The organism is Streptococcus cristatus (assembly GCF_003943535.1).
GTDB classification, from domain to species: Bacteria; Bacillota; Bacilli; order Lactobacillales; family Streptococcaceae; genus Streptococcus; species Streptococcus cristatus_L.
In genome coordinates this window covers 276763-295552 of the sequence record NZ_RJPU01000001.1, presented here as the reverse complement: position 1 = coordinate 295552, position 18790 = coordinate 276763, and the positions used below count along the sequence as shown (strand labels likewise).

17 protein-coding genes are annotated in these 18790 nt (G+C 42.5%); 6 read left to right on the top strand and 11 right to left on the bottom strand.

The window, feature by feature from the left end:
- The 3 genes from D8790_RS01585 to truA are packed head-to-tail and all read right to left on the bottom strand — an operon-like array spanning window position 1 to window position 1973.
- Window positions 1-483, bottom strand: coding sequence for an ECF transporter S component (locus D8790_RS01585; RefSeq protein WP_061910637.1), 483 nt, complete (start codon window positions 481-483; stop codon window positions 1-3).
- Window positions 473-1234, bottom strand: coding sequence for a bifunctional hydroxymethylpyrimidine kinase/phosphomethylpyrimidine kinase (locus D8790_RS01580; RefSeq protein ID WP_125387341.1), 762 nt, complete (start codon window positions 1232-1234; stop codon window positions 473-475). The genes D8790_RS01585 and D8790_RS01580 overlap by 11 nt, the downstream gene beginning before the upstream one ends.
- Window positions 1224-1973: a tRNA pseudouridine(38-40) synthase TruA gene (gene truA / locus D8790_RS01575; protein ID WP_125387340.1), complete on the bottom strand. Its 750-nt coding sequence runs from the start codon at window positions 1971-1973 to the stop codon at window positions 1224-1226. Before truA ends, D8790_RS01580 begins: the two co-directional genes overlap by 11 nt.
- Window positions 1974-2094: 121 nt before the next feature.
- On the opposite strand from truA, the gene D8790_RS01570 reads away from it, so the two are divergent.
- Window positions 2095-2622 carry an NUDIX hydrolase gene (locus D8790_RS01570; protein WP_125387339.1) on the top strand — a complete coding sequence of 176 codons (528 nt, stop codon included), beginning with the start codon at window positions 2095-2097 and terminating at the stop codon, window positions 2620-2622.
- A gap of 111 nt (window positions 2623-2733) precedes the next feature.
- Here D8790_RS01570 and D8790_RS01565 read toward each other — a convergent pair whose 3' ends face one another.
- The 7 genes from D8790_RS01565 to D8790_RS01535 form a co-directional block, all read right to left on the bottom strand.
- Entirely contained in the window at window positions 2734-3885 is a 1152-nt protein-coding gene (locus D8790_RS01565) for an ABC transporter permease (RefSeq protein ID WP_125387338.1), read from the bottom strand.
- A 3-nt stretch (window positions 3886-3888) separates the two neighbouring features.
- Window positions 3889-4569 (bottom strand): ABC transporter ATP-binding protein, encoded by a 681-nt coding sequence (locus tag D8790_RS01560; RefSeq protein WP_125387337.1) that lies wholly within the window; start codon window positions 4567-4569, stop codon window positions 3889-3891.
- Complete coding sequence (locus tag D8790_RS01555; protein ID WP_125387336.1) at window positions 4566-5144, bottom strand: TetR/AcrR family transcriptional regulator; 579 nt, start codon at window positions 5142-5144, stop codon at window positions 4566-4568. The genes D8790_RS01560 and D8790_RS01555 overlap by 4 nt, the downstream gene beginning before the upstream one ends.
- 280 nt (window positions 5145-5424) lie before the next feature.
- A complete protein-coding gene (locus D8790_RS01550; protein WP_125387335.1) occupies window positions 5425-6780 on the bottom strand; it encodes a bacteriocin secretion accessory protein in 1356 nt (451 codons plus the stop codon).
- A gap of 14 nt (window positions 6781-6794) precedes the next feature.
- A complete protein-coding gene (gene comA / locus D8790_RS01545; RefSeq protein ID WP_005591091.1) occupies window positions 6795-8948 on the bottom strand; it encodes a peptide cleavage/export ABC transporter ComA in 2154 nt (717 codons plus the stop codon).
- 352 nt (window positions 8949-9300) lie between these two features.
- Window positions 9301-9561, bottom strand: a complete 261-nt coding sequence (locus tag D8790_RS01540) for a hypothetical protein (protein ID WP_125387334.1) — start codon at window positions 9559-9561, stop codon at window positions 9301-9303.
- Window positions 9562-9593: 32 nt separating this feature from the next.
- Complete coding sequence (locus tag D8790_RS01535) at window positions 9594-9767, bottom strand: class IIb bacteriocin, lactobin A/cerein 7B family (RefSeq protein ID WP_005592399.1); 174 nt, start codon at window positions 9765-9767, stop codon at window positions 9594-9596.
- A 226-nt stretch (window positions 9768-9993) separates the two neighbouring features.
- Here D8790_RS01535 and rnhC point away from each other — a divergent pair, with 226 nt between their 5' ends.
- The 3 genes from rnhC to recD2 all read left to right on the top strand — a co-directional run bounded on the left by rnhC (window position 9994) and on the right by recD2 (window position 13956).
- Window positions 9994-10878: a ribonuclease HIII gene (gene rnhC, locus D8790_RS01530; protein ID WP_125387333.1), complete on the top strand. Its 885-nt coding sequence runs from the start codon at window positions 9994-9996 to the stop codon at window positions 10876-10878.
- A 3-nt stretch (window positions 10879-10881) separates the two neighbouring features.
- Window positions 10882-11514 carry a signal peptidase I gene (gene lepB, locus D8790_RS01525; protein ID WP_062004066.1) on the top strand — a complete coding sequence of 211 codons (633 nt, stop codon included), beginning with the start codon at window positions 10882-10884 and terminating at the stop codon, window positions 11512-11514.
- A gap of 75 nt (window positions 11515-11589) precedes the next feature.
- The gene (gene recD2 / locus D8790_RS01520; protein ID WP_125387332.1) at window positions 11590-13956 is read left to right on the top strand and encodes an SF1B family DNA helicase RecD2; all 2367 of its coding nucleotides are present in this window, start codon (window positions 11590-11592) and stop codon (window positions 13954-13956) included.
- 167 nt (window positions 13957-14123) lie between these two features.
- Here the strand turns inward: recD2 and dinB are convergent, their stop codons facing one another.
- A complete protein-coding gene (gene dinB / locus D8790_RS01515) occupies window positions 14124-15188 on the bottom strand; it encodes a DNA polymerase IV (RefSeq protein WP_125387331.1) in 1065 nt (354 codons plus the stop codon).
- A gap of 392 nt (window positions 15189-15580) precedes the next feature.
- Here dinB and pflB point away from each other — a divergent pair, with 392 nt between their 5' ends.
- Together pflB and D8790_RS01505 are read left to right on the top strand one after the other, a co-directional pair.
- Complete coding sequence (pflB, locus tag D8790_RS01510) at window positions 15581-17896, top strand: formate C-acetyltransferase (protein WP_125378941.1); 2316 nt, start codon at window positions 15581-15583, stop codon at window positions 17894-17896.
- A 117-nt stretch (window positions 17897-18013) separates the two neighbouring features.
- Complete coding sequence (locus D8790_RS01505) at window positions 18014-18787, top strand: threonine/serine exporter family protein (protein ID WP_125387330.1); 774 nt, start codon at window positions 18014-18016, stop codon at window positions 18785-18787.
- Window positions 18788-18790: the final 3 nt, after the last annotated feature.

Below are 18790 nucleotides of genomic sequence, written 5' to 3'. Positions count from 1 at the left end.
TTACTCTGGCTGAACGGTTCTTTTCAAGACAAGGGGAAAAGCTCTGTAAAGGGCATAGCCGACCACCAAACCAAAAATATTTTGCATGACATTGCCCCAAATCGCTGCGATAGCTGCACCAGGGCCACTCAAAATGCTACCAAAGAGAGCATAGCCGCCGACCATGGCAAGGCCAGCCAAGAGCAAGCCGATATAACGTTGCTTGCCAGTGAAGCCGGCAAAGTAGCCTTGAAGACCATGGCAGATGAGGCTAAAGACCATCCACTGAGGATAGCCCGCCACCAAGTCAATCAAGAGACCGGACAAGCCACCAACCAAGGCCCCTTCCTTACGACCAAAATAAAATGCGGTAAAGTAAATCCCTGCATCTAGCAAGGTTAGAAAACCAGTGGGCGTAGGGATTTTGAAAAAATTCCCCAAAACAATGGATAGGGCTGTAATGACAGCCAGCAAAGCAATTTTTCTTGTCTGATTATTTTTCATATTGAATAACTCCATACTGATCTGAGCGCTGAATGGCGCGGTAAACAAAATCTTTTGAATAGTTGACGGCTTCAAGAGGGGATTGGCCTGCCAAAAGCTGACTAGCTATGCTAGAAGCGAAAGTACAGCCAGCTCCTGTATTATTATTTGGTAAAACAGGGCTTTCCAGTAGCTGAAAGTTTTTGCCATCGTAAAATAAATCAAGGGCCCGATCTTGGCTGAAACGATTTCCTCCCTTGATTACGACATTTTGAGCTCCTAGTTCATGGAGGGTCACAGCCGCAGCCTTGAGATCATCCAAAGTCCTTATCTCCGACTGAGTCAAGATCTCTGCTTCTGGTAGATTGGGCGTGATAATGGTTGTATAAGGGAAAAATTTGATCAATTCATCACGAAGAGCCGACACTTCCACATCGTGGGTCTCCTTACAGACTAGGACAGGGTCTAGCACAACTGGTATGCCCACTTGCATTTTGATGAAGGCCAGAGCCTGATCTGCAATGGCAACCGTTGGTAACAAGCCCAACTTGATAGCCGAAAACGGCACATCTTTGAGTGAAGAGAGTTGCTGCGCAAAGACCTGCTCGTCGGTCGGAAGAACTTCAAAACCCTTGTCCGTCATAGCGGTCAAGCAAGTCACCGCTACAAAACCATGCAGGCCATGGACCGTATAAGTAGTCAGGTCCGCATGAAGACCACCACCACTAAAAATGTCATTGCCAGAGAGAGCTAAAATCAACTTATTCTTCATAGATAATCTCCTTTAGATAAAGACCGTTAGGTGCTGCAGTTGGCCCAGCTAGTTGCCGATCTTTTTCTTCTAAAATCCGTTCGATTTGGTTGACCGGCATCCGCTTATTTCCAATCTTGAGCAGGGTTCCCACCATGTTGCGGATTTGCTTATAGAGAAAGCCATTGCCCGAAAAAGTAAAGACTAGAAAATTGCGTTGCGCATCAAAAGTCAGACTAACCTTTGTAATCGTGCGAACCTTATTTTCCACACTGGTACCTGAGGCTGTAAAGCCCGTAAAATCATGCGTTCCCTCCAAGGCTTTGATGGCCTGCTCCATTAGAGGAATCTCCAAAGGATAGGGATAATGGGTCGCATAGTGGCGCATCATCGGATTTTTTGGACGACCAATATCCACCAGAAACTCATAGGTCTTGCTGTGCGGCTTGTAACGGGCATGAAAATCTTCCGTCACTTCCTCCACAGAAATGACATCAATATCCTCTGGCGTCTGGGTATCTAAAGCAAAACGTAGCTTTTCTTCATCCCTAGCTGACGGGAGGTCAAAGTGAATGACCTGCCCAAGCGCATGAACGCCGCTGTCGGTCCGACCAGCTCCGTGAATGACAATGGGCTGGCCTTTGTTGATACGAGTTAAGGTTTTTTCGATTTCTTCCTGAACGCTCCGAGCATGAGGCTGGCGCTGAAAGCCAGCAAAGTCATGTCCGTCGTAGGAAATAAGGGCTTTATAACGAGTCATGTCCTTATTTTAACAGGAAAAAAAGCCTGTCGCAAGAGAGAAAGAATACAACTGTCCGGGTACAGAAAGTGTTGACATGAAGCTCTAAATCAAGTAAACTAAAAAAAGCAAGGAGGTTACTATGGCAAAGGATATTTCTTATAGGCAAGGGCAGGAGCGCTTTCGCTATCGGGCTGCTGCAGTCATCATTGAGGAGGAAGCCCTCTGTGTCATGTCTTCTCCTAGCGAGGACTATTTCTATTCAGTGGGAGGAGCGGTCAGATTTGGAGAGACCTCCGAAGAAGCTGTCCAGCGAGAAGTTTTCGAAGAAACTGGACAAAAGTATGAGATTGAAAAGCTGGCTTTTGTTCATGAAAATTTATTTTCAAACTCAACCGGCGTCCTCAAGGGACTAGAATGTCATGAGATTTGCTTCTATTACCTGATGAAGCCTCACGGCAAGCGATTTGACTACCAGCATAACCAAGAACAAGTCTACTGGATCCCCCTGACAGACTTGGAAAACTATAAAGTTTTTCCAAAGGAAATCACACACATCCTCAAGCACCTCCAGACAGGCATCCAGCATATCATCAGTAAAAAAGAGAGTGGGACAGAAATCGGTCATTCGTTAGAATTCGATTTCGTCGTCCCACCTCCGCACAGTTGAGTAGGGCTGTAAAAGCTGATGAAATCAGCGTAGTAGATCCCACTCAACCACTACGTCTTGCTCGACATTCCAAAGACAATTGAGAGGCTAGGACTTTTGTCCCAGCCTCTTTTATTCTCCTAACATGACCTGCTTAATAGTCAGTTGATCTATCCTTCTACTGGATAAATAGATTAAACTTTCATAGACTAAGACAAAGACTAGCAAAGTCATCAGGCAGACTCCAAAATCAAAATCATAGTCAACTTTCTGAGCTATTGATTTTTCCATCAATCTGAGTAAAAGCTGCATAATCCCGTATTGATAGCCCGTTCCTAAGACAAAGCCCAAAAAAGCAAGAAAGCGGTAGGGAGCAAACAAACTCTTATGGCACTCATTTCTGCTATAACCAAAAACCTTCATAATAGCTAGGGTTTCTTGATTTTCCTGCAGGAGTACTCCCAGCGACAGATAGAGGATTGCCACTGACAGGACAGTACCGATTGACATCATCATGATCTGAATGGTCTCATCTGTCAATTCTTTCATACCAAATGATAGCTGAATCATAGCTGAAAAGCACATCGAACCGAAAATGACAAAGAATATTAATAATTTTCTAGACCAGAGCAGACTGGCAGAAAGGTCTTTTAAAAAGGGACGGTCTTTTCTTATTCTCTTTCCTGTTTTCCTTTTTGGTGACTTTTGACTAGGGCTGACCCGCTTGAGCAAGTCTAGAGCAGGCAAACGTAGACAATAACTAGCGTAGAGAACGGCTAAAGCAGCAAAGGCAAGAGTCGGCAAGACAACAAGAAACAAGAAGAGGGGCCAATGTTGCCGAATGGTAATTTCAGGCAAAACTCCGCTTTGATTACGCAACTGATAAAAATGCGGCATCATGATAAACGAAGAGAAATAGCCTGTGCCTGTTCCCAAACCAATTGGAAGACTAAAAAGCCAAAACTTTCTAGCAACTTCCCAATTTTTATAGCCCATAGCCTTTAAAATTCCTAATTCTGGCTTATGCTGGTCGATAAATTGTCGAATGTAAAAGAAGAGAAGGAGTATCGATGTTAGGGATAAAACAGCTCCGCTAATTGATGCAATTAACCAAGAAATCGCAACTTGAGCATCGTAAGCAACTCGAATCTCAGGCAACCAATTTGTTTGATCTAATAAACGGATATCCAGATAAAAATTTAGGAAGAGATTGGTCACAAAGACCGCACAAAAGCTAATAATTGATACAACGACTAATCTATACAAATCTTTTATTGAAAACATAGCTTACCATCCAATCTCATAGGCCGTCTTGGGCTGGCTATTTGTCTCTAAGCTTTGAATCTGACCGCTATTGATATGGACAACAGTCTTAGCCATCTGAGCAATATTTGCATTGTGGGTCACCATGACTAGAGTGAAGCCTAGCTCCTCTTGAAGACTTAAAATATAGTCTAGAATCTGACGACCTGTTGCTTCGTCCAAGGCTCCAGTCGGCTCATCCAAAAATAGGACATTCGGTCTTTTAGCTAGGGCTCGTGCAATAGCCACCCGCTGCTGCTCACCACCTGACAGCTGACTTGGATAATGCTGAAGTTTATCACCTAAACCTAAAGCCTCTAAAATACGGACGTAATCTTGATTGCCTGCTAGGTTGGCACCCATTTTGACATTTTGCTCCACTGTAAGATTTGGAAGTAAGAAATACTGCTGAAAAATAAAGGCAATCTTCGCTCGACGAAAAGCCGTCAATTGAGCTTCTGTCAGCTGGGATAGATCTTCCTCACCGTAGTATACATGACCACTGTCTGGTTTTTCTAGGCCTGATAAAACGTTGAGCAAGGTTGACTTTCCAGATCCAGAAGCTCCTAAAATGACCAAGTAATCTCGGTCAGCAATCTCCAAGTCGATTCCTTTTAAAACTTCTCTTCCATTGTAGGACTTGCGAATTCCCTTTAATCTAATCATTCTTGCTTTCCTTTCATTTCCTTTAGGAGGGCAGTAAATACTTGCGTTAAGCGTTCTGTCACTTCCTCCTGACTAAAAGAATAAATACCCGCTGCTATCATGCTAGCCAAACCATGAGAATAGATAAATAAATGCTGATAGACAAACTCTGCACTCTCTATGGACATGGGATAATCCTCCATAATCGACTCTAATATCTGCTGATAACTATGGTCTTTCTGAGGTAAAAAATCCTTGAAAGACTCAATGGGGTGCTTGTGAGGATTTAGATAGAGAATTTTAAAAAGCTGAGGTTCCTGACTGGCAAAAAGGATATAGGCCATGCCAACTGCTCTGAAAGGCTTGGCTCGCTCCAAAGCCGAACGAATATATTGAACCAGAACGAACTCAGCCGCCCGAACAACCGAATGACTTAGATCCTCCATATTTTCAAACTGACCGAAAATAACCTTGGGGCTAGACTGTAATCGTTCCGCTAGAGAACGAGCGGTCAAACCAGCTAAACCGTCTTCCCTGACAATCCCTAGAGCTGCTTGGATAATTTCATCACGAGTAAATTTATTTTTAGGTGGCATCAAAACTCCTTTTAGATACAATTGTTGCGCAACATATGTTTCTTAAAATATAATATCACACAAAACATTAAAAAACAAGTATAAAAAGAAGCCTTTCGGCTTCGATTTTTTTATTGATAAATCGCCAAATAAAACGGGATCCTCATTTAGTCAACAAAAGGGTAACAAACAAACTCTTTTCCTCTATCTTTTAGGAATCCGTAAAAACCATGGCACAACCATGGTTTTTTCATATTTGCGAGATAAGAACTTCAATCAAAACTTATTGACCATTCTTGCTTTAGTCTCTTCTCAAGAATTCATCCAAGTAATAGTCAAAATAGGTTTTGCTTCCTGTGATGACTACTGCACGACCTTCAATACCGTAACGTATCTTCTTAGCTTGGGCATTCGTTAAGGTTATTTCAGCTTCCACCTTGAAGAAGTTGCCTTTTTCCGTTTTCGTCGCATTGTTGTCAATGTTTGAAATTTTAGATTTGAGAACAAATTCTTTATTATTTCCATCCATTGCAGTGAAACGCAAAGTCTCACCTTTTTTCAGACTAGCTACATCTTTCGAGGTCACATAGGTTGTGATAACGACCTTTTTTTCCTTGGTCAAAACAGGATACAACTGAGCGAGTAACTTCCCTTCGGGAACCAGATTCGCTCCTGCCGTTTCAGGATTTAGGTGGAGAATACCATCTTCAGTTGCTGTGATCATGCCTTTTTGAGTGATACCGCCTTGCACCTTGAGATTGTTTTCAACTTCTAAAATCTTTTGATTCAAAGCCGTCAACTCTTGACCAACTTTAGTTAATTGTTGAGCTTTCAAGGATTCAAGCTGGCTATCCAAACTTCCAGAATAGGCTTGCTGAGCACCGGAACCTGCATACTGCACCCGATAACCCGAAAGAGCTGATTCAAACTGCGAAATCTGGTTGTCAATCTGCGACAGAACTTGGCTCTTTAGCTGACCTTGACTATCAGCAGCGGCTTGCGCCTCATAAGCCTGATAAATGCTATAACCAGCATTGGTCGAAGGGACACTTGTCCCATTTTGGATGGCATTTCTAAGCGTTTGATAATCCGCCAATTTAGCATTGGTTTCATTGATCAAATTCCCCAGCTCTGCCTGTGAATTACTAGCTGCTGAGTTTTGAGAAGCAATGGTCGAATTTTGCTGCTCGGTATTACTACGGATACTCGCAGCTTGGTTCTTATAATCATTAAATGCTTGCTCATAGCCGAAGCGATCCTCTCCTGAAAACTGGCTAGTCCCTGTCTTCAGACTTTCTTGCAGCAGCTCCAACTGACGTTTTTGCTCCTTCAAGCTTTCTACTTGAGAGGAGAAGGTTTCTTTTTGAGTATTTTCGCTATCAGACTTATACTGAACTAAAAGATCCCCCTTTTTAACAACCTTGTTTTCCTTCAAGTTATTCGTGACAATAGCATTGTTACTGGTTGATTGGATGTTAGCCAGAATCTTGCTAGGTTCAATAGAAGCACCTGAAGTAATAGTGATTTCTTTTTTAGCAAAGAGGGAGAATAAGACCACAAAAATCAACAAGAAGAAAGTCGGTAAAATCACGCGCACAGAAAAGCTAGAATATCTACGGTTATAAAATTCGGCACTCTCTAAGTAATGTTCTTCCATCTTCTTTCTCCTTTCTAACTATTCACCAGATGAGCATAGAAGCCATCCTGAGCAACCAACTCTTCATGCGTTCCTTGCTCCACGATTTCACCCTTGTCCAGAACAACCACTTTTTCAGATCGCTCCGCAATGGTCAATCGATGGGCAATGAAAATGATGGTCTTGTCCAACTCCAAAAGGTTGTCAATAATCTTTTTCTCTGTCAAGATATCCAGATTGCTGGTCGCCTCATCAAGGATCAAAACAGGAGCATCGGTCAAAAGAGCCCGAGCCAAGGCCAAGCGCTGACGCTGACCACCTGAAATTCCTGAACCATCCGATGTCAATTCTGTTTGGTAATTCAAAGGCATCCGTTCAATATCTTCACGAATTTCCGCAATTTCCAACGCCCGAATGATTTCTTTCTGAGTAGTTCCGGGCTTGGCACCTAGGAGAACATTCTCCAAGATGGTACCATTAAAGACATAAGGCTGTTGCGGCAAGTAATTGATATGACGGCGCAAGACATGCTTGTCAATCTGATTGAGGTTGATATTATTAACCAGAATTTCTCCCTCGTTTGGATCGTAAAAGTTCACGATCATCTTGGCAAGAGTCGTCTTTCCAGAACCAGAAATTCCTACAAAGGCCACCTTGCTGCCTCTTTCAATGGTCAAATTAATATCCGACAGAACATTTCGTCCATAGCCATACTTGTAGCTGACATTTCTCAACTCAATGTCGCCCTTGGTCATGCTCAAATCACGGATCGCTTTTTTATCCATAAATTCAGAGTCAACCAAATAGACCTCGTTCAAGCGATTATTGGCAACTTGTGCTGTCTGAAGCTTGGTTTGTAGGTTGATAATATTTTCCAGCGGATTTGTGAAATAAACCAACAAAGTATTATAAGTAATCAGCTGCCCCAAGGTCATTTTATTGTCCATTACCAAAAGGGCTCCCATCCAAAGGATTGCAACATTCAGTAAGAGCTGAGCGGTCTTCTTCAAACCGATTTGGATATTCTCCATCCGACTATAGGCAAATGATTTCTTCAGATAGTCAACAAATTCTCTATCAATCTTTTGATAGCGGAAATCTTCACTTGTCAAGGATTTGATCGTCTCAATACCATTGATATCTTCGATAATAGAAGAAGACAAAATGGCATTAGATTCCATCGTATCGCGATTCATTTTTTCAAATGGCTTCATGAAAGCAAAAATCACGACGATATAGATCGGCAGCGAGAGCAAACTGATAAAGAACAAGTAAAAGTTTTGCGAGAACAAAACAATTGCCATAACGACAACGATAGAGACATCCAAAAAGATGGACAGAATGGTACTGGCCAAAGCATCAATGATACTATTGGCATCGTTGAAGCGCGATACGATTTCCCCTGTCCTTCTTGTCGCAAAAAAAGACATGGGTAGATGAAAGACATGCTTAATATAGGACAAAATCACATCAATCGAAAGGCGTTGTCCCAAAATGAGAAGCAGATAGCTCTGAGCATAAGTTAGGACCTGTTGCAAAATGTAGACGACTATTAGACCGAGAGAAATAATTCCTAAGGTATTCCTCATCTGATTCGGTACGTAAGTATCAATAATCCCCTGCATGTAGTAAGAGCCCACGATATTGATAATCGTCACCAGCATCGTTGCGATAACGATATTGGCAATCAGTCCCTTTTGTTTCATTAAAATTGGAACAAAAGACCAGAGACCGTTTTTCTTTTCCTTGTGTGGTCTATATTCTGGCGCTGGGGCGATGAAAATAGAGACACCTGTCCACTCTTGCGCAAACTGTTCCTTAGAAAGTTTGGTCATTTTAACAGCCGGATCTGGATCCGCAATATAAACCGAATGTTTATCGTGCCCAGTCACAACATAATAGTGAAGCAATTTCTTGTCTTTGATAACATGGGCGATAAAAGGATAAACAATGCCCTTCATGTCAAATAAAGACATATCCGCTTTAAAGGCTCGTGTTTCAAAACCTAACTCTTCCGAAACCTTCACTAGCCCAAAAGCAGTTGTTCCTCTTAAAGTTGTCTTGGCCATTTCACGCAAACTAGCCAAAGAATAATAGGAACCATAATAACCATATATCATGGCTAGCGCTGCTACACCACAATCTCTCGCGTCAACTTGAGCCCTATAATGACGCTTTGTAAATCTCATACAAACTCCTTTATTCACAAAAGTGTAAATTTGCTTTTATGGAGAACAACCCTCGCATAAAAACTCCTAATTAGTAAACATACTATTCAACAAAAACTGCTTGTCAACTTTATCCATAACGGTTCTCTTCAACAAAAAACAAGTATAAATTAGGGAGAAGAACTTTCATAACAAGCAAAAAATAGATATCTCTATCATACACTAATGTGGCGTATTTTTCCAATGGTATCAGTCGTTTTACTCTGTATAAGTACAAAATTACTTAAAAAACAGACATAATGTAACTTTTACACTAAAAAACCTCTTGTCCCAATCAAGACGAACAAGAGGCTCTATGTCGAAACACAAAATATTAGTTAAAAACGTCTGGACTTGCAGCACCACCGTTGTTAGCGCCACCACCGTTGCTAGAGCCAGAACGTGATCCAATTCTAGAACGAATACGACCATATGCACGAATAGCAAGTCCACGTATAGTGCGACCAACTTCACGACCGATATCAAATACGGCACGTACAAGGTCACCACCGACCCATCCACCTTCTACTTCAACCAATTCAGCTTCAGTAAGTGGCATAAATTTTTGATCCAATGATTTAAAATCTTTGTTCATGAAATTCACCTTCTTCTATTTAAAATATTAAATTAGCTGAAAAGTCCTACTAAGAAGCCTGAAACCAATGAGCCACCCAAAATAGCCAATGATACTGTGAAAATGTCAACAGGGATACCGTAGAATGCCCATCCACCGTCGATCATCATCATTTCTTCTTCAGTCAACGCAGCAAATTGGTTGTCCATCATAGCAAAGTTTTCCATATGTGTTCTCCTTTTTTACAAGGCCTTCTTAACCTTGTTAATATATTGTTTGCGGTCAGTTTTTTTTCAAACATTGACTCAACACCTATATTATACAACAACCATATGTGGTTCAACATGACATTGATGTCATGTTGAGAAGAAAAATGTGTAATTTTTTCATAATCTTTTAAATATCCTATTTTTCCCATTTTCCCTAGTTTCATTTTGTGGTACAATAGGGGCTATGGAAAGTATTACTTTGAGTCCTAAACGAGCAGAAATTGAGGCTTTTGTCCAGAAATATCAAGACAAGCTTGTGCCTAGTAAAAATCAGTATATCCAATATCTACTGAAATTGAACCAGGCAACTGTCAGTATCTATACTTCTGGCAAGGTTCTTTTCCAAGGAGAAAAAGCTGGTCACTATGCTGCTTTTTTCGGCCATCAAGCCGAAGAAACAAGCAAGACCTCTCAGAACATTTCCCTTATCGGTACTGATGAGGTCGGAAATGGCTCTTACTTTGGTGGTTTAGCAGTTGTTGCTTCCTTTGTCAGTCCAGAACAGCACGCTTTCTTGCGCAAGTTAGGCGTGGGCGATTCAAAAGCCTTGACCGACCTTAAGATTCGACAGCTGGCGCCGATTTTGAAAAAGGAAATCCAACATCAAGCCCTGCTCTTGTCTCCAGAAAAATATAACGAAGTGATTGCCTCTGGTTACAATGCCGTATCTGTCAAGGTGGCCCTTCACAATCAAGCCATTTATCTGCTGTTACAAAAAGGTCTGACACCAGAAAAAATCGTCATCGATGCCTTTACCAGTCAGCAAAATTATAACAAATACCTGCAAAAGGAAAAGAATCATTTCCCAAATCCCGTTAGCCTCATTGAAAAGGCTGAAGGGAAGTTTCTAGCTGTCGCCGTTAGCTCCATTATCGCTCGCGATCTCTTTCTGGAAAATCTGGAAAATCTGAGCCATGAGCTTGGCTATACCCTTCCGAGCGGGGCTGGGAGCAAGAGCGATCAAGTTGCTTGCCAGATCCTCCAAGCCTATGGAATGACTGGCCTCCAGCATACCGCTAAACTTCATTTTAAAAATACAGAAAAAGCTAAAAAGCTCTTAGAAAGGTAGACTATGAAAAACAAACGCTTTGACTTCCGTGCCTTCCTCAAGGAGTGGGGAGTCTTTACCCTGATTATCTCTGTTATCTTACTCACTCGCTGGCTACTCTGGGCACCTGTCAAGGTAGACGGCCACTCTATGGACCCAACCTTAGCAAATGGGGAGTATCTGATGGTTTTGAAACACCAGTCCATTGATCGTTTCGATATTGTTGTAGCCTCTGAAAAGGATGACGACGGCAAAAAGAAAGAAGTCGTCAAGAGAGTGATTGGCCTTCCGGGCGATACCATTCAGTACGAAAACGACACCCTTTATATCAATGGTAAAAAAACTGATGAATCTTACTTAACAGAATACATCCAGAAATTCAAAAAGGACAAGCTCCAATCTACTTATGTAGGCAAGGATTACACGGACAACGGAACTTTCTTCCGCAAGCTAGCCTCTCAAGCCCAAGCCTTTACCGTGGACAAGGAAGGTAGCCCCGTCTTTACCATCAAACTCCTAGATGATGAGTACCTGCTTTTAGGTGACGATCGCATCGTGTCCAAGGATAGCCGGCAGGTCGGTGCCTTTAAATCCAGTCAGATTCAAGGCGAAGCTAAATTCCGTATCTGGCCAATCCTACCTTTCAAGACTTACTAATACTTAAGAGTATACCTCCTCCAAACTCAGTTGACTACTCAGCTGGGTTTGCTTTTTAAAGAGCATATATAAACAATGACAGAATTTTATTTTTCAGGCACTATTGAGCGCATCATTTTTGAAAATCCCAGCAATTTCTTTCGAATCCTCCTCTTGGATATCCAAGACACGGATTGTGAAGATTTTGATGATTTTGAGATTATCGTGACCGGAACCATGGCCGATATTATCGAAGGCGAGGATTATACATTTTGGGGCAACCTAGTCCAACATCCAAAGTACGGACAGCAGCTAAAAATTTCCCGCTACGAGAGGGCAAAACCGACTAGCAAGGGGCTGGTTAAATATTTTTCCAGTGACCACTTTAAAGGCATCGGGGTCAAGACAGCTCAAAAAATCGTGGAACTCTATGGGGACGAAACCATTGACAAGATTTTAGCTGAGCCAGAAAAACTTAAAGAAATCGGTGGCCTTTCTGCCAAGAACCGAGAAGCCTTTGTGGCCAAACTGCAACTCAACTATGGAACAGAGCTGGTCTTAGCTAAACTGGCCGCCTACGGCATTCCCAACAAACTAGCCTTTCAAATCCAAGAAACTTACAAGGAAGAAACGCTGGAAATCGTCGAGCAGTATCCCTACCAACTGGTTGAAGATATCCAAGGTATCGGCTTTAAAATCGCCGATCAGCTGGCCCAGCAGTTGGGAATTGAAAGTGATGCTCCTGAGCGTTTTCGAGCTGGCTTGCTTCATACCCTTCTGACCCAGTCCATGGAAACTGGCGACACCTATTTGGAGGCTAGAGACCTATTGGCTCATACGATTGAGCTTCTGGAAAGTTCGCGCCAAGTAGAGCTAGACCCTAGTCTGGTAGCCGATGAATTGGCTCACCTGATTGAAGAAGACAAAGTCCAAAATGTTGAGACTAAGATTTTTGAAAACAGCCTCTTCTTTGCCGAGGAAGGCATCCGCAGCAATCTGGTCCGCCTCTTGGAAAAAGGCCATCAAGACCGCTTTGAAGAAGAGAAAATCCTCGATGCCATCAGCCAAGCTGAAGATGACCTAGGCATCCACTATGATCAGATTCAGAAGCAGGCCATTTTCGACGCTATCACACAAAAAGTCTTTATCCTGACGGGTGGACCAGGAACAGGAAAAACAACCGTCATCAATGGTATCATTTCCGTCTATAGCCAGCTTCGAGACTTGGATTTGAAAAAGAAGGCCGATTTGCCCATTCTCCTTGCTGCTCCGACTGGTCGAGCTGCTCGCCGTATGAACGAACTGACTGGACTACCCAGCGCTACGATCCACCGACATCTCGGTATGACTGGAGATGATGATACCAGTCATTTGGATGATTATCTGGATGCTGATTTTATCATTGTTGATGAGTTCTCCATGGTGGACACTTGGCTGGCCAATCAGCTCCTCAGTAATATCTCCTCCAATACCAAACTGCTTTTGGTGGGCGATGCAGAGCAGTTACCCTCTGTCAGTCCTGGGCAGGTATTAGCTGACCTACTGCAAATACCTAGTATCCCCCAAACCAAGCTGGAAAAAATTTACCGTCAGAGCCAAGATTCGACCATTGTCACTCTGGCTAGTCAGATCCAAAAGGGACTACTGCCAGAAGATTTTACTGAGAAAAAAGCGGATCGTTCCTATTTCGAAGCTCGAAATGAACACATCCCGCCCATGATTGAACGAATTGCCAGCGCAGCTATTCGCAGCGGCATTCCTGCTCAAGATGTGCAAGTGCTAGCTCCAATGTACCGTGGACAGGCCGGTATTGACCAGATAAACAACCTCATGCAAAATCTCATCAATCCTGTGGAAAAAGACCAGCTGACCTTTGAAGCACCCGACTGCCAATATCGACAAGGAGACCGGATCATCCACCTCGTCAATGATGCTGAAAGCAATGTCTTTAACGGTGACTTGGGCTACATCGTCGACCTGCTGCCAGCTAAGTACACCGAGTCCAAGCAGGACGAATTAACCATCAACTTTGACGGCAATGAAATTAGCTACCAGCGCAGCGAGTGGTACAAAATCCGCCTAGCCTATGCCATGAGTATCCATAAGTCTCAAGGCAGCGAGTTTCCCGTGGTCATCCTTCCCATTACCCGAAGCAGCCACCGCATGCTCCAGCGCAATCTGGTCTACACAGCTATCACCCGAGCCAAGAGCAAACTGATCCTACTTGGGGAAAAGTCGGCCTTTGACTACGCCGTAAAAAATACTGGAACAGCCCGCAAAACCTATCTGATTGAACGTTTTGGAGATGTAGAATCCCTTCAAGAAATTATCCACAATCCTGTGTATAACAGCGAACCGACTGTGGAAAACTATACCCTAACAGAGGAAAACTTACAGAAAATTGACCCTATGATTGGGATAAGGGAAGAAGATATTCACAGTATTTTTGGCGATGGCAATTAAATGGAAACCGAATCCAATAGGTTTTACTTTTTATGCTGTCACAGAACCTTACTAAGAAAGCCTCACAAGTTCCTTCTTTACTCAGATTCGACCAAGAGTGCCTTATCAAATATTCCCCTTTAAAACAATAGAGTCTGAGATAGTTGTGTCCCAGACTCTTTTCTATCTTATCCAAACCCCGTCACTGTCAGTCCTAACAAACGAACGCCTCGAGGCTGCTCTTCCAGACTGTCGTAGATTTCATGGCCGACTCGCTCAATCACTTCAACTTCCCTCGTTTCTTGCTCTAAGGTCCTCCTCTTGGTTAGAGTTGAAAAGTCAGCATAGCGGATTTTGAGGACAACCGTCTTGCCGGCTTTCTGGTGTTTCTCTAAGCTGAGAGCGACCTTAGCTGCCAAACGAGATAGTTCTTTTTTTATATCCTCCTCGCCATGGAGCAGTTTGGCATAGGTCCGCTCCTTCCCGATCGACTTACGAATACGATTGGATTTGACTGGACTATTACTGATGCCACGCGCTTTCCGGTAGAGATCAAAACCAAAGCGACCAAACTTATCTATTAAAGTCATTTCTGGTATCTTGAGTAGATCTGCACCAGTATAAACTCCCATTTCATGCAGTTTTTCAACACTCTTCTTACCAATTCCATGAAACTTGGCAATGTCCATAGGTGCCAGAAAGGCCTCTGCCTCGTCAGGCAGAATAACAGTCAGACCATGAGGCTTCTCATAGTCACTGGCAATCTTGGCTAGAAACTTATTATAAGAAACGCCTGCCGAAGCCGTCAGTTGCAGCTCATTCCAGATATCGTGCTGAATCAACTTGGCTATTTTGACTGCGGATTTAATCCAAAGCTTGTTTTCCGTTACATCCAGATAAGCCTCGTCGATGCTCATTGGCTCAATCAAGTCCGTATAGCGCTTGAAAATTTCTCGGATCTGCAATCCGACCGCCTGATATTTTTCGTAATTCCCAGAGATAAAAATCCCCTGCGGGCAGCGCTCATAGGCTTCCTTAGAGCTCATAGCCGAATGAACTCCGAACTTTCTGGCCTCATAATTGCAGGTGGAGACGACACCACGACCGCCTGTCAAGCGTGGGTCGCTGCCGATGATGACTGGATGCCCCTTTAACTTAGGATTATCCCGCTCTTCCACCGAAGCGAAAAAAGCATCCATATCAATATGAATGATCTTTCGCGATGTGTCATTGATTAGCGGAAAAATTAGCATGCCGTCTCCTATAAGTTAGAATAGCTCTTTAGCAAATTTTATCATTTTTAAAGCAAGTTTCAAAGGATTTTTGCTCAAAAGCAAGACCGGAAAATGTGAGACACTTTCTGAGGTGAATAGACAAAGTATTAAAATAGGAATTTCAGTATTGGACAAATTTCTACATAGTAACGTTCAAAGCAAGTACAAAATAATTCAACTTATCAGCTTCTTTCTACTATTTTCATTTACCATTTTCAAAATTATAAAACAGTTTACGATAAAATATCAATCTGTATTATAAAAGAAAGCCTCTTTTAGCACCGAAATTCGTTTGTGAAACCGATTACCTTATGATATACTTTAATTATAAATGTAACAGTTTATGTTGCTAGAATAAAGAGGAAAATCTAATGGTTGTTAAAACAGTTGTGGAAGCTCAAGACATTTTTGACAAAGCTTGGGAAGGCTTCAAAGGTGAAGACTGGAAAGAGAAAGCAAGTGTTTCTCGCTTCGTTCAAGCCAACTACACACCTTATGATGGAGATGAAAGCTTCTTGGCAGGTCCTACTGAGCGCTCACTCCACATCAAGAAAATCGTAGAAGAAACAAAAGCTCACTACGAAGAAACTCGTTTCCCAATGGACACTCGTCCAACATCTATTGCAGATATCCCTGCTGGTTATATCGACAGAGATAACGAACTAATTTACGGTATTCAAAACGATGAACTCTTCAAATTGAACTTCATGCCAAAAGGTGGTATCCGTATGGCTGAAACAACTTTGAAGGAAAATGGTTATGAACCTGATCCAGCTGTTCACGAAATTTTCACAAAATATGTGACAACTGTTAACGACGGTATTTTCCGTGCTTATACTTCTAACATCCGCCGCGCTCGTCACGCTCACACTGTAACTGGTCTTCCAGATGCCTACTCACGTGGACGTATCATCGGTGTTTACGCACGTCTTGCTCTTTACGGTGCAGACTACTTGATGCAAGAAAAAGTCAACGACTGGAATGCAATCAAAGAAATCGACGAAGAAACAATCCGTCTTCGTGAAGAAGTAAACCTTCAATACCAAGCTTTGCAACAAGTTGTTCGCTTGGGTGATCTTTACGGTGTTGACGTTCGCAAACCAGCGATGAACGTTAAAGAAGCAATCCAATGGGTTAACATCGCCTTTATGGCTGTCTGCCGTGTTATCAACGGTGCTGCTACATCTCTAGGACGTGTGCCAATCGTATTGGATATCTTTGCAGAACGTGACCTTGCTCGTGGTACATTTACTGAATCAGAAATCCAAGAATTTGTTGATGATTTCGTTATGAAACTTCGTACAGTTAAATTTGCTCGTACAAAAGCTTATGACCAATTGTATTCAGGTGACCCAACCTTCATCACAACTTCTATGGCTGGTATGGGTAACGACGGTCGTCACCGTGTTACGAAGATGGACTACCGTTTCTTGAACACTCTTGACAACATCGGTAACTCTCCAGAGCCAAACTTGACAGTTCTCTGGACTGACAAACTTCCATACTCATTCCGTCGCTACTGTATGCACATGAGCCACAAACACTCTTCTATCCAATACGAAGGTGTAACAACAATGGCTAAAGACGGATATGGTGAAATGAGCTGTATCTCATGCTGTGTGTCACCACTTGACCCAGAAAACGAAGAACAACGTCACAACATCCAGTACTTCGGTGCTCGTGTAAACGTTCTTAAAGCCCTTCTTACTGGTTTGAACGGTGGTTACGATGATGTGCATAAAGACTACAAAGTATTTGACATCGATCCTATCCGTGACGAAGTTCTTGAATTTGAATCAGTTAAAGCGAACTTTGAAAAATCTCTTGACTGGTTGACTGACACTTATGTAGATGCTTTGAACATCATCCACTACATGACTGACAAATACAACTACGAAGCTGTTCAAATGGCCTTCTTGCCAACTAAACAACGTGCTAACATGGGATTCGGTATCTGCGGATTCGCTAACACTGTTGACACATTGTCAGCTATCAAGTACGCTACAGTTAAACCACTCCGTGACGAAAATGGCTACATCTACGATTACGAAACAATCGGTGAATACCCACGTTGGGGTGAAGATGACCCACGTTCAAACGAATTGGCAGAATGGTTGATCGAAGCTTACACAACTCGTCTACGTAGCCACAAACTTTACAAAGACGCAGAAGCTACTGTATCACTTTTGACAATCACATCTAACGTTGCTTACTCTAAACAAACTGGTAACTCACCAGTCCACAAAGGTGTATACCTCAACGAAGATGGTTCTGTGAACTTGTCTAAACTTGAATTCTTCTCACCAGGTGCTAACCCATCTAACAAAGCTAAAGGTGGCTGGTTGCAAAACTTGAACTCACTTGCTAGCCTTGACTTTGGCTACGCAGCTGACGGTATCTCATTGACAACTCAAGTTTCACCACGCGCTCTTGGTAAGACTCGTGACGAACAAGTTGATAACTTGGTAACAATCCTTGATGGTTACTTTGAAAATGGTGGACAACACGTTAACTTGAACGTTATGGACTTGCAAGATGTTTACGACAAGATTATGTCTGGCGAAGATGTTATCGTACGTATCTCTGGATACTGTGTAAACACTAAATACCTCACTCCAGAACAAAAAACTGAATTGACACAACGTGTCTTCCACGAAGTTCTTTCTATGGATGATGCACTTAGCTAAGCCTCTTTCCTAATTGTAAAACCAGCTGAAAATCAGCTGGTTTTCTTTTGCTTTGGAGAGATAGCTTTGAGCATTTGTGTTATAATAGAGTTATTGTGAAATGAAAAAGGGGATATAATGGCTGAGAAAATGTCTACAGATGAAAAAAATCTTAATCTGGCCGTTGATGTTATCATGCTAGCTGGGACCTTGCTATTACAAAGCGGTTCAGAGATTTATCGGGTCGAAGACACCATGATCCGGATTGCCCATTCACAAGGCATCCTGGACTGCAATGCCTTAGCCATGCCCGTTGCCATATTCTTTTCAATTGAAAATACTAATATTTCTCGAATGAAGCGAAATATCCATATGAACTACAATATCGAGAAAGTCTGCGATGTCAATCAGGTTTCTCGGCAATTAGTCAGTGGAGCAATCAATTTGGAAGAAGCTCTTGAACAGCTAAAGGCACTTAAAACAAAAGGGGTTCCCTATAGCAAAAGAGAACTCATCACAGCAGCTACACTCAGTGCTCCTTTCTTTTCTATCATGTTCGGTGGAAATTTCTACGATGCTCTTGGAGCCGGCATCGCGACTCTGTTTGGCTTCTCTTTCTCTCTTTATGTCGATAAATATATTCGAATTCCTTTTGTTTCAGCCTTTGCTGGAGCTTTTGTCTTCGGATTATTAGCCCAGATTTGGGCTCACTATTCGGGCTTCGATTCAACAGCAGACTTGATCATCGCAGGAGCTGTTATGCCCTTCGTCCCAGGAATCGCTCTGACCAACTCAGTTAGAGATATCATGACCAACCATATCAACTCTGGAATGAGCAAACTCTTTGAATCGCTCCTCATTACCCTTGCTCTCGGCGCCGGAACCTCTGTCGCCCTCATTCTTATGAAATAAGCC

Coding starts and splice junctions, on each gene's coding strand:
- D8790_RS01585 (WP_061910637.1), bottom strand. CDS start 483: ATGAAAAATAATCAGACAAGAAAAATTGCTTTGCTGGCTGTCATTACA.
- D8790_RS01580 (WP_125387341.1), bottom strand. CDS start 1,234: ATGAAGAATAAGTTGATTTTAGCTCTCTCTGGCAATGACATTTTTAGT.
- truA (WP_125387340.1), bottom strand. CDS start 1,973: ATGACTCGTTATAAAGCCCTTATTTCCTACGACGGACATGACTTTGCT.
- D8790_RS01570 (WP_125387339.1), top strand. CDS start 2,095: ATGGCAAAGGATATTTCTTATAGGCAAGGGCAGGAGCGCTTTCGCTAT.
- D8790_RS01565 (WP_125387338.1), bottom strand. CDS start 3,885: ATGTTTTCAATAAAAGATTTGTATAGATTAGTCGTTGTATCAATTATT.
- D8790_RS01560 (WP_125387337.1), bottom strand. CDS start 4,569: ATGATTAGATTAAAGGGAATTCGCAAGTCCTACAATGGAAGAGAAGTT.
- D8790_RS01555 (WP_125387336.1), bottom strand. CDS start 5,144: ATGCCACCTAAAAATAAATTTACTCGTGATGAAATTATCCAAGCAGCT.
- D8790_RS01550 (WP_125387335.1), bottom strand. CDS start 6,780: ATGGAAGAACATTACTTAGAGAGTGCCGAATTTTATAACCGTAGATAT.
- comA (WP_005591091.1), bottom strand. CDS start 8,948: ATGAGATTTACAAAGCGTCATTATAGGGCTCAAGTTGACGCGAGAGAT.
- D8790_RS01540 (WP_125387334.1), bottom strand. CDS start 9,561: ATGAACAAAGATTTTAAATCATTGGATCAAAAATTTATGCCACTTACT.
- D8790_RS01535 (WP_005592399.1), bottom strand. CDS start 9,767: ATGGAAAACTTTGCTATGATGGACAACCAATTTGCTGCGTTGACTGAA.
- rnhC (WP_125387333.1), top strand. CDS start 9,994: ATGGAAAGTATTACTTTGAGTCCTAAACGAGCAGAAATTGAGGCTTTT.
- lepB (WP_062004066.1), top strand. CDS start 10,882: ATGAAAAACAAACGCTTTGACTTCCGTGCCTTCCTCAAGGAGTGGGGA.
- recD2 (WP_125387332.1), top strand. CDS start 11,590: ATGACAGAATTTTATTTTTCAGGCACTATTGAGCGCATCATTTTTGAA.
- dinB (WP_125387331.1), bottom strand. CDS start 15,188: ATGCTAATTTTTCCGCTAATCAATGACACATCGCGAAAGATCATTCAT.
- pflB (WP_125378941.1), top strand. CDS start 15,581: ATGGTTGTTAAAACAGTTGTGGAAGCTCAAGACATTTTTGACAAAGCT.
- D8790_RS01505 (WP_125387330.1), top strand. CDS start 18,014: ATGGCTGAGAAAATGTCTACAGATGAAAAAAATCTTAATCTGGCCGTT.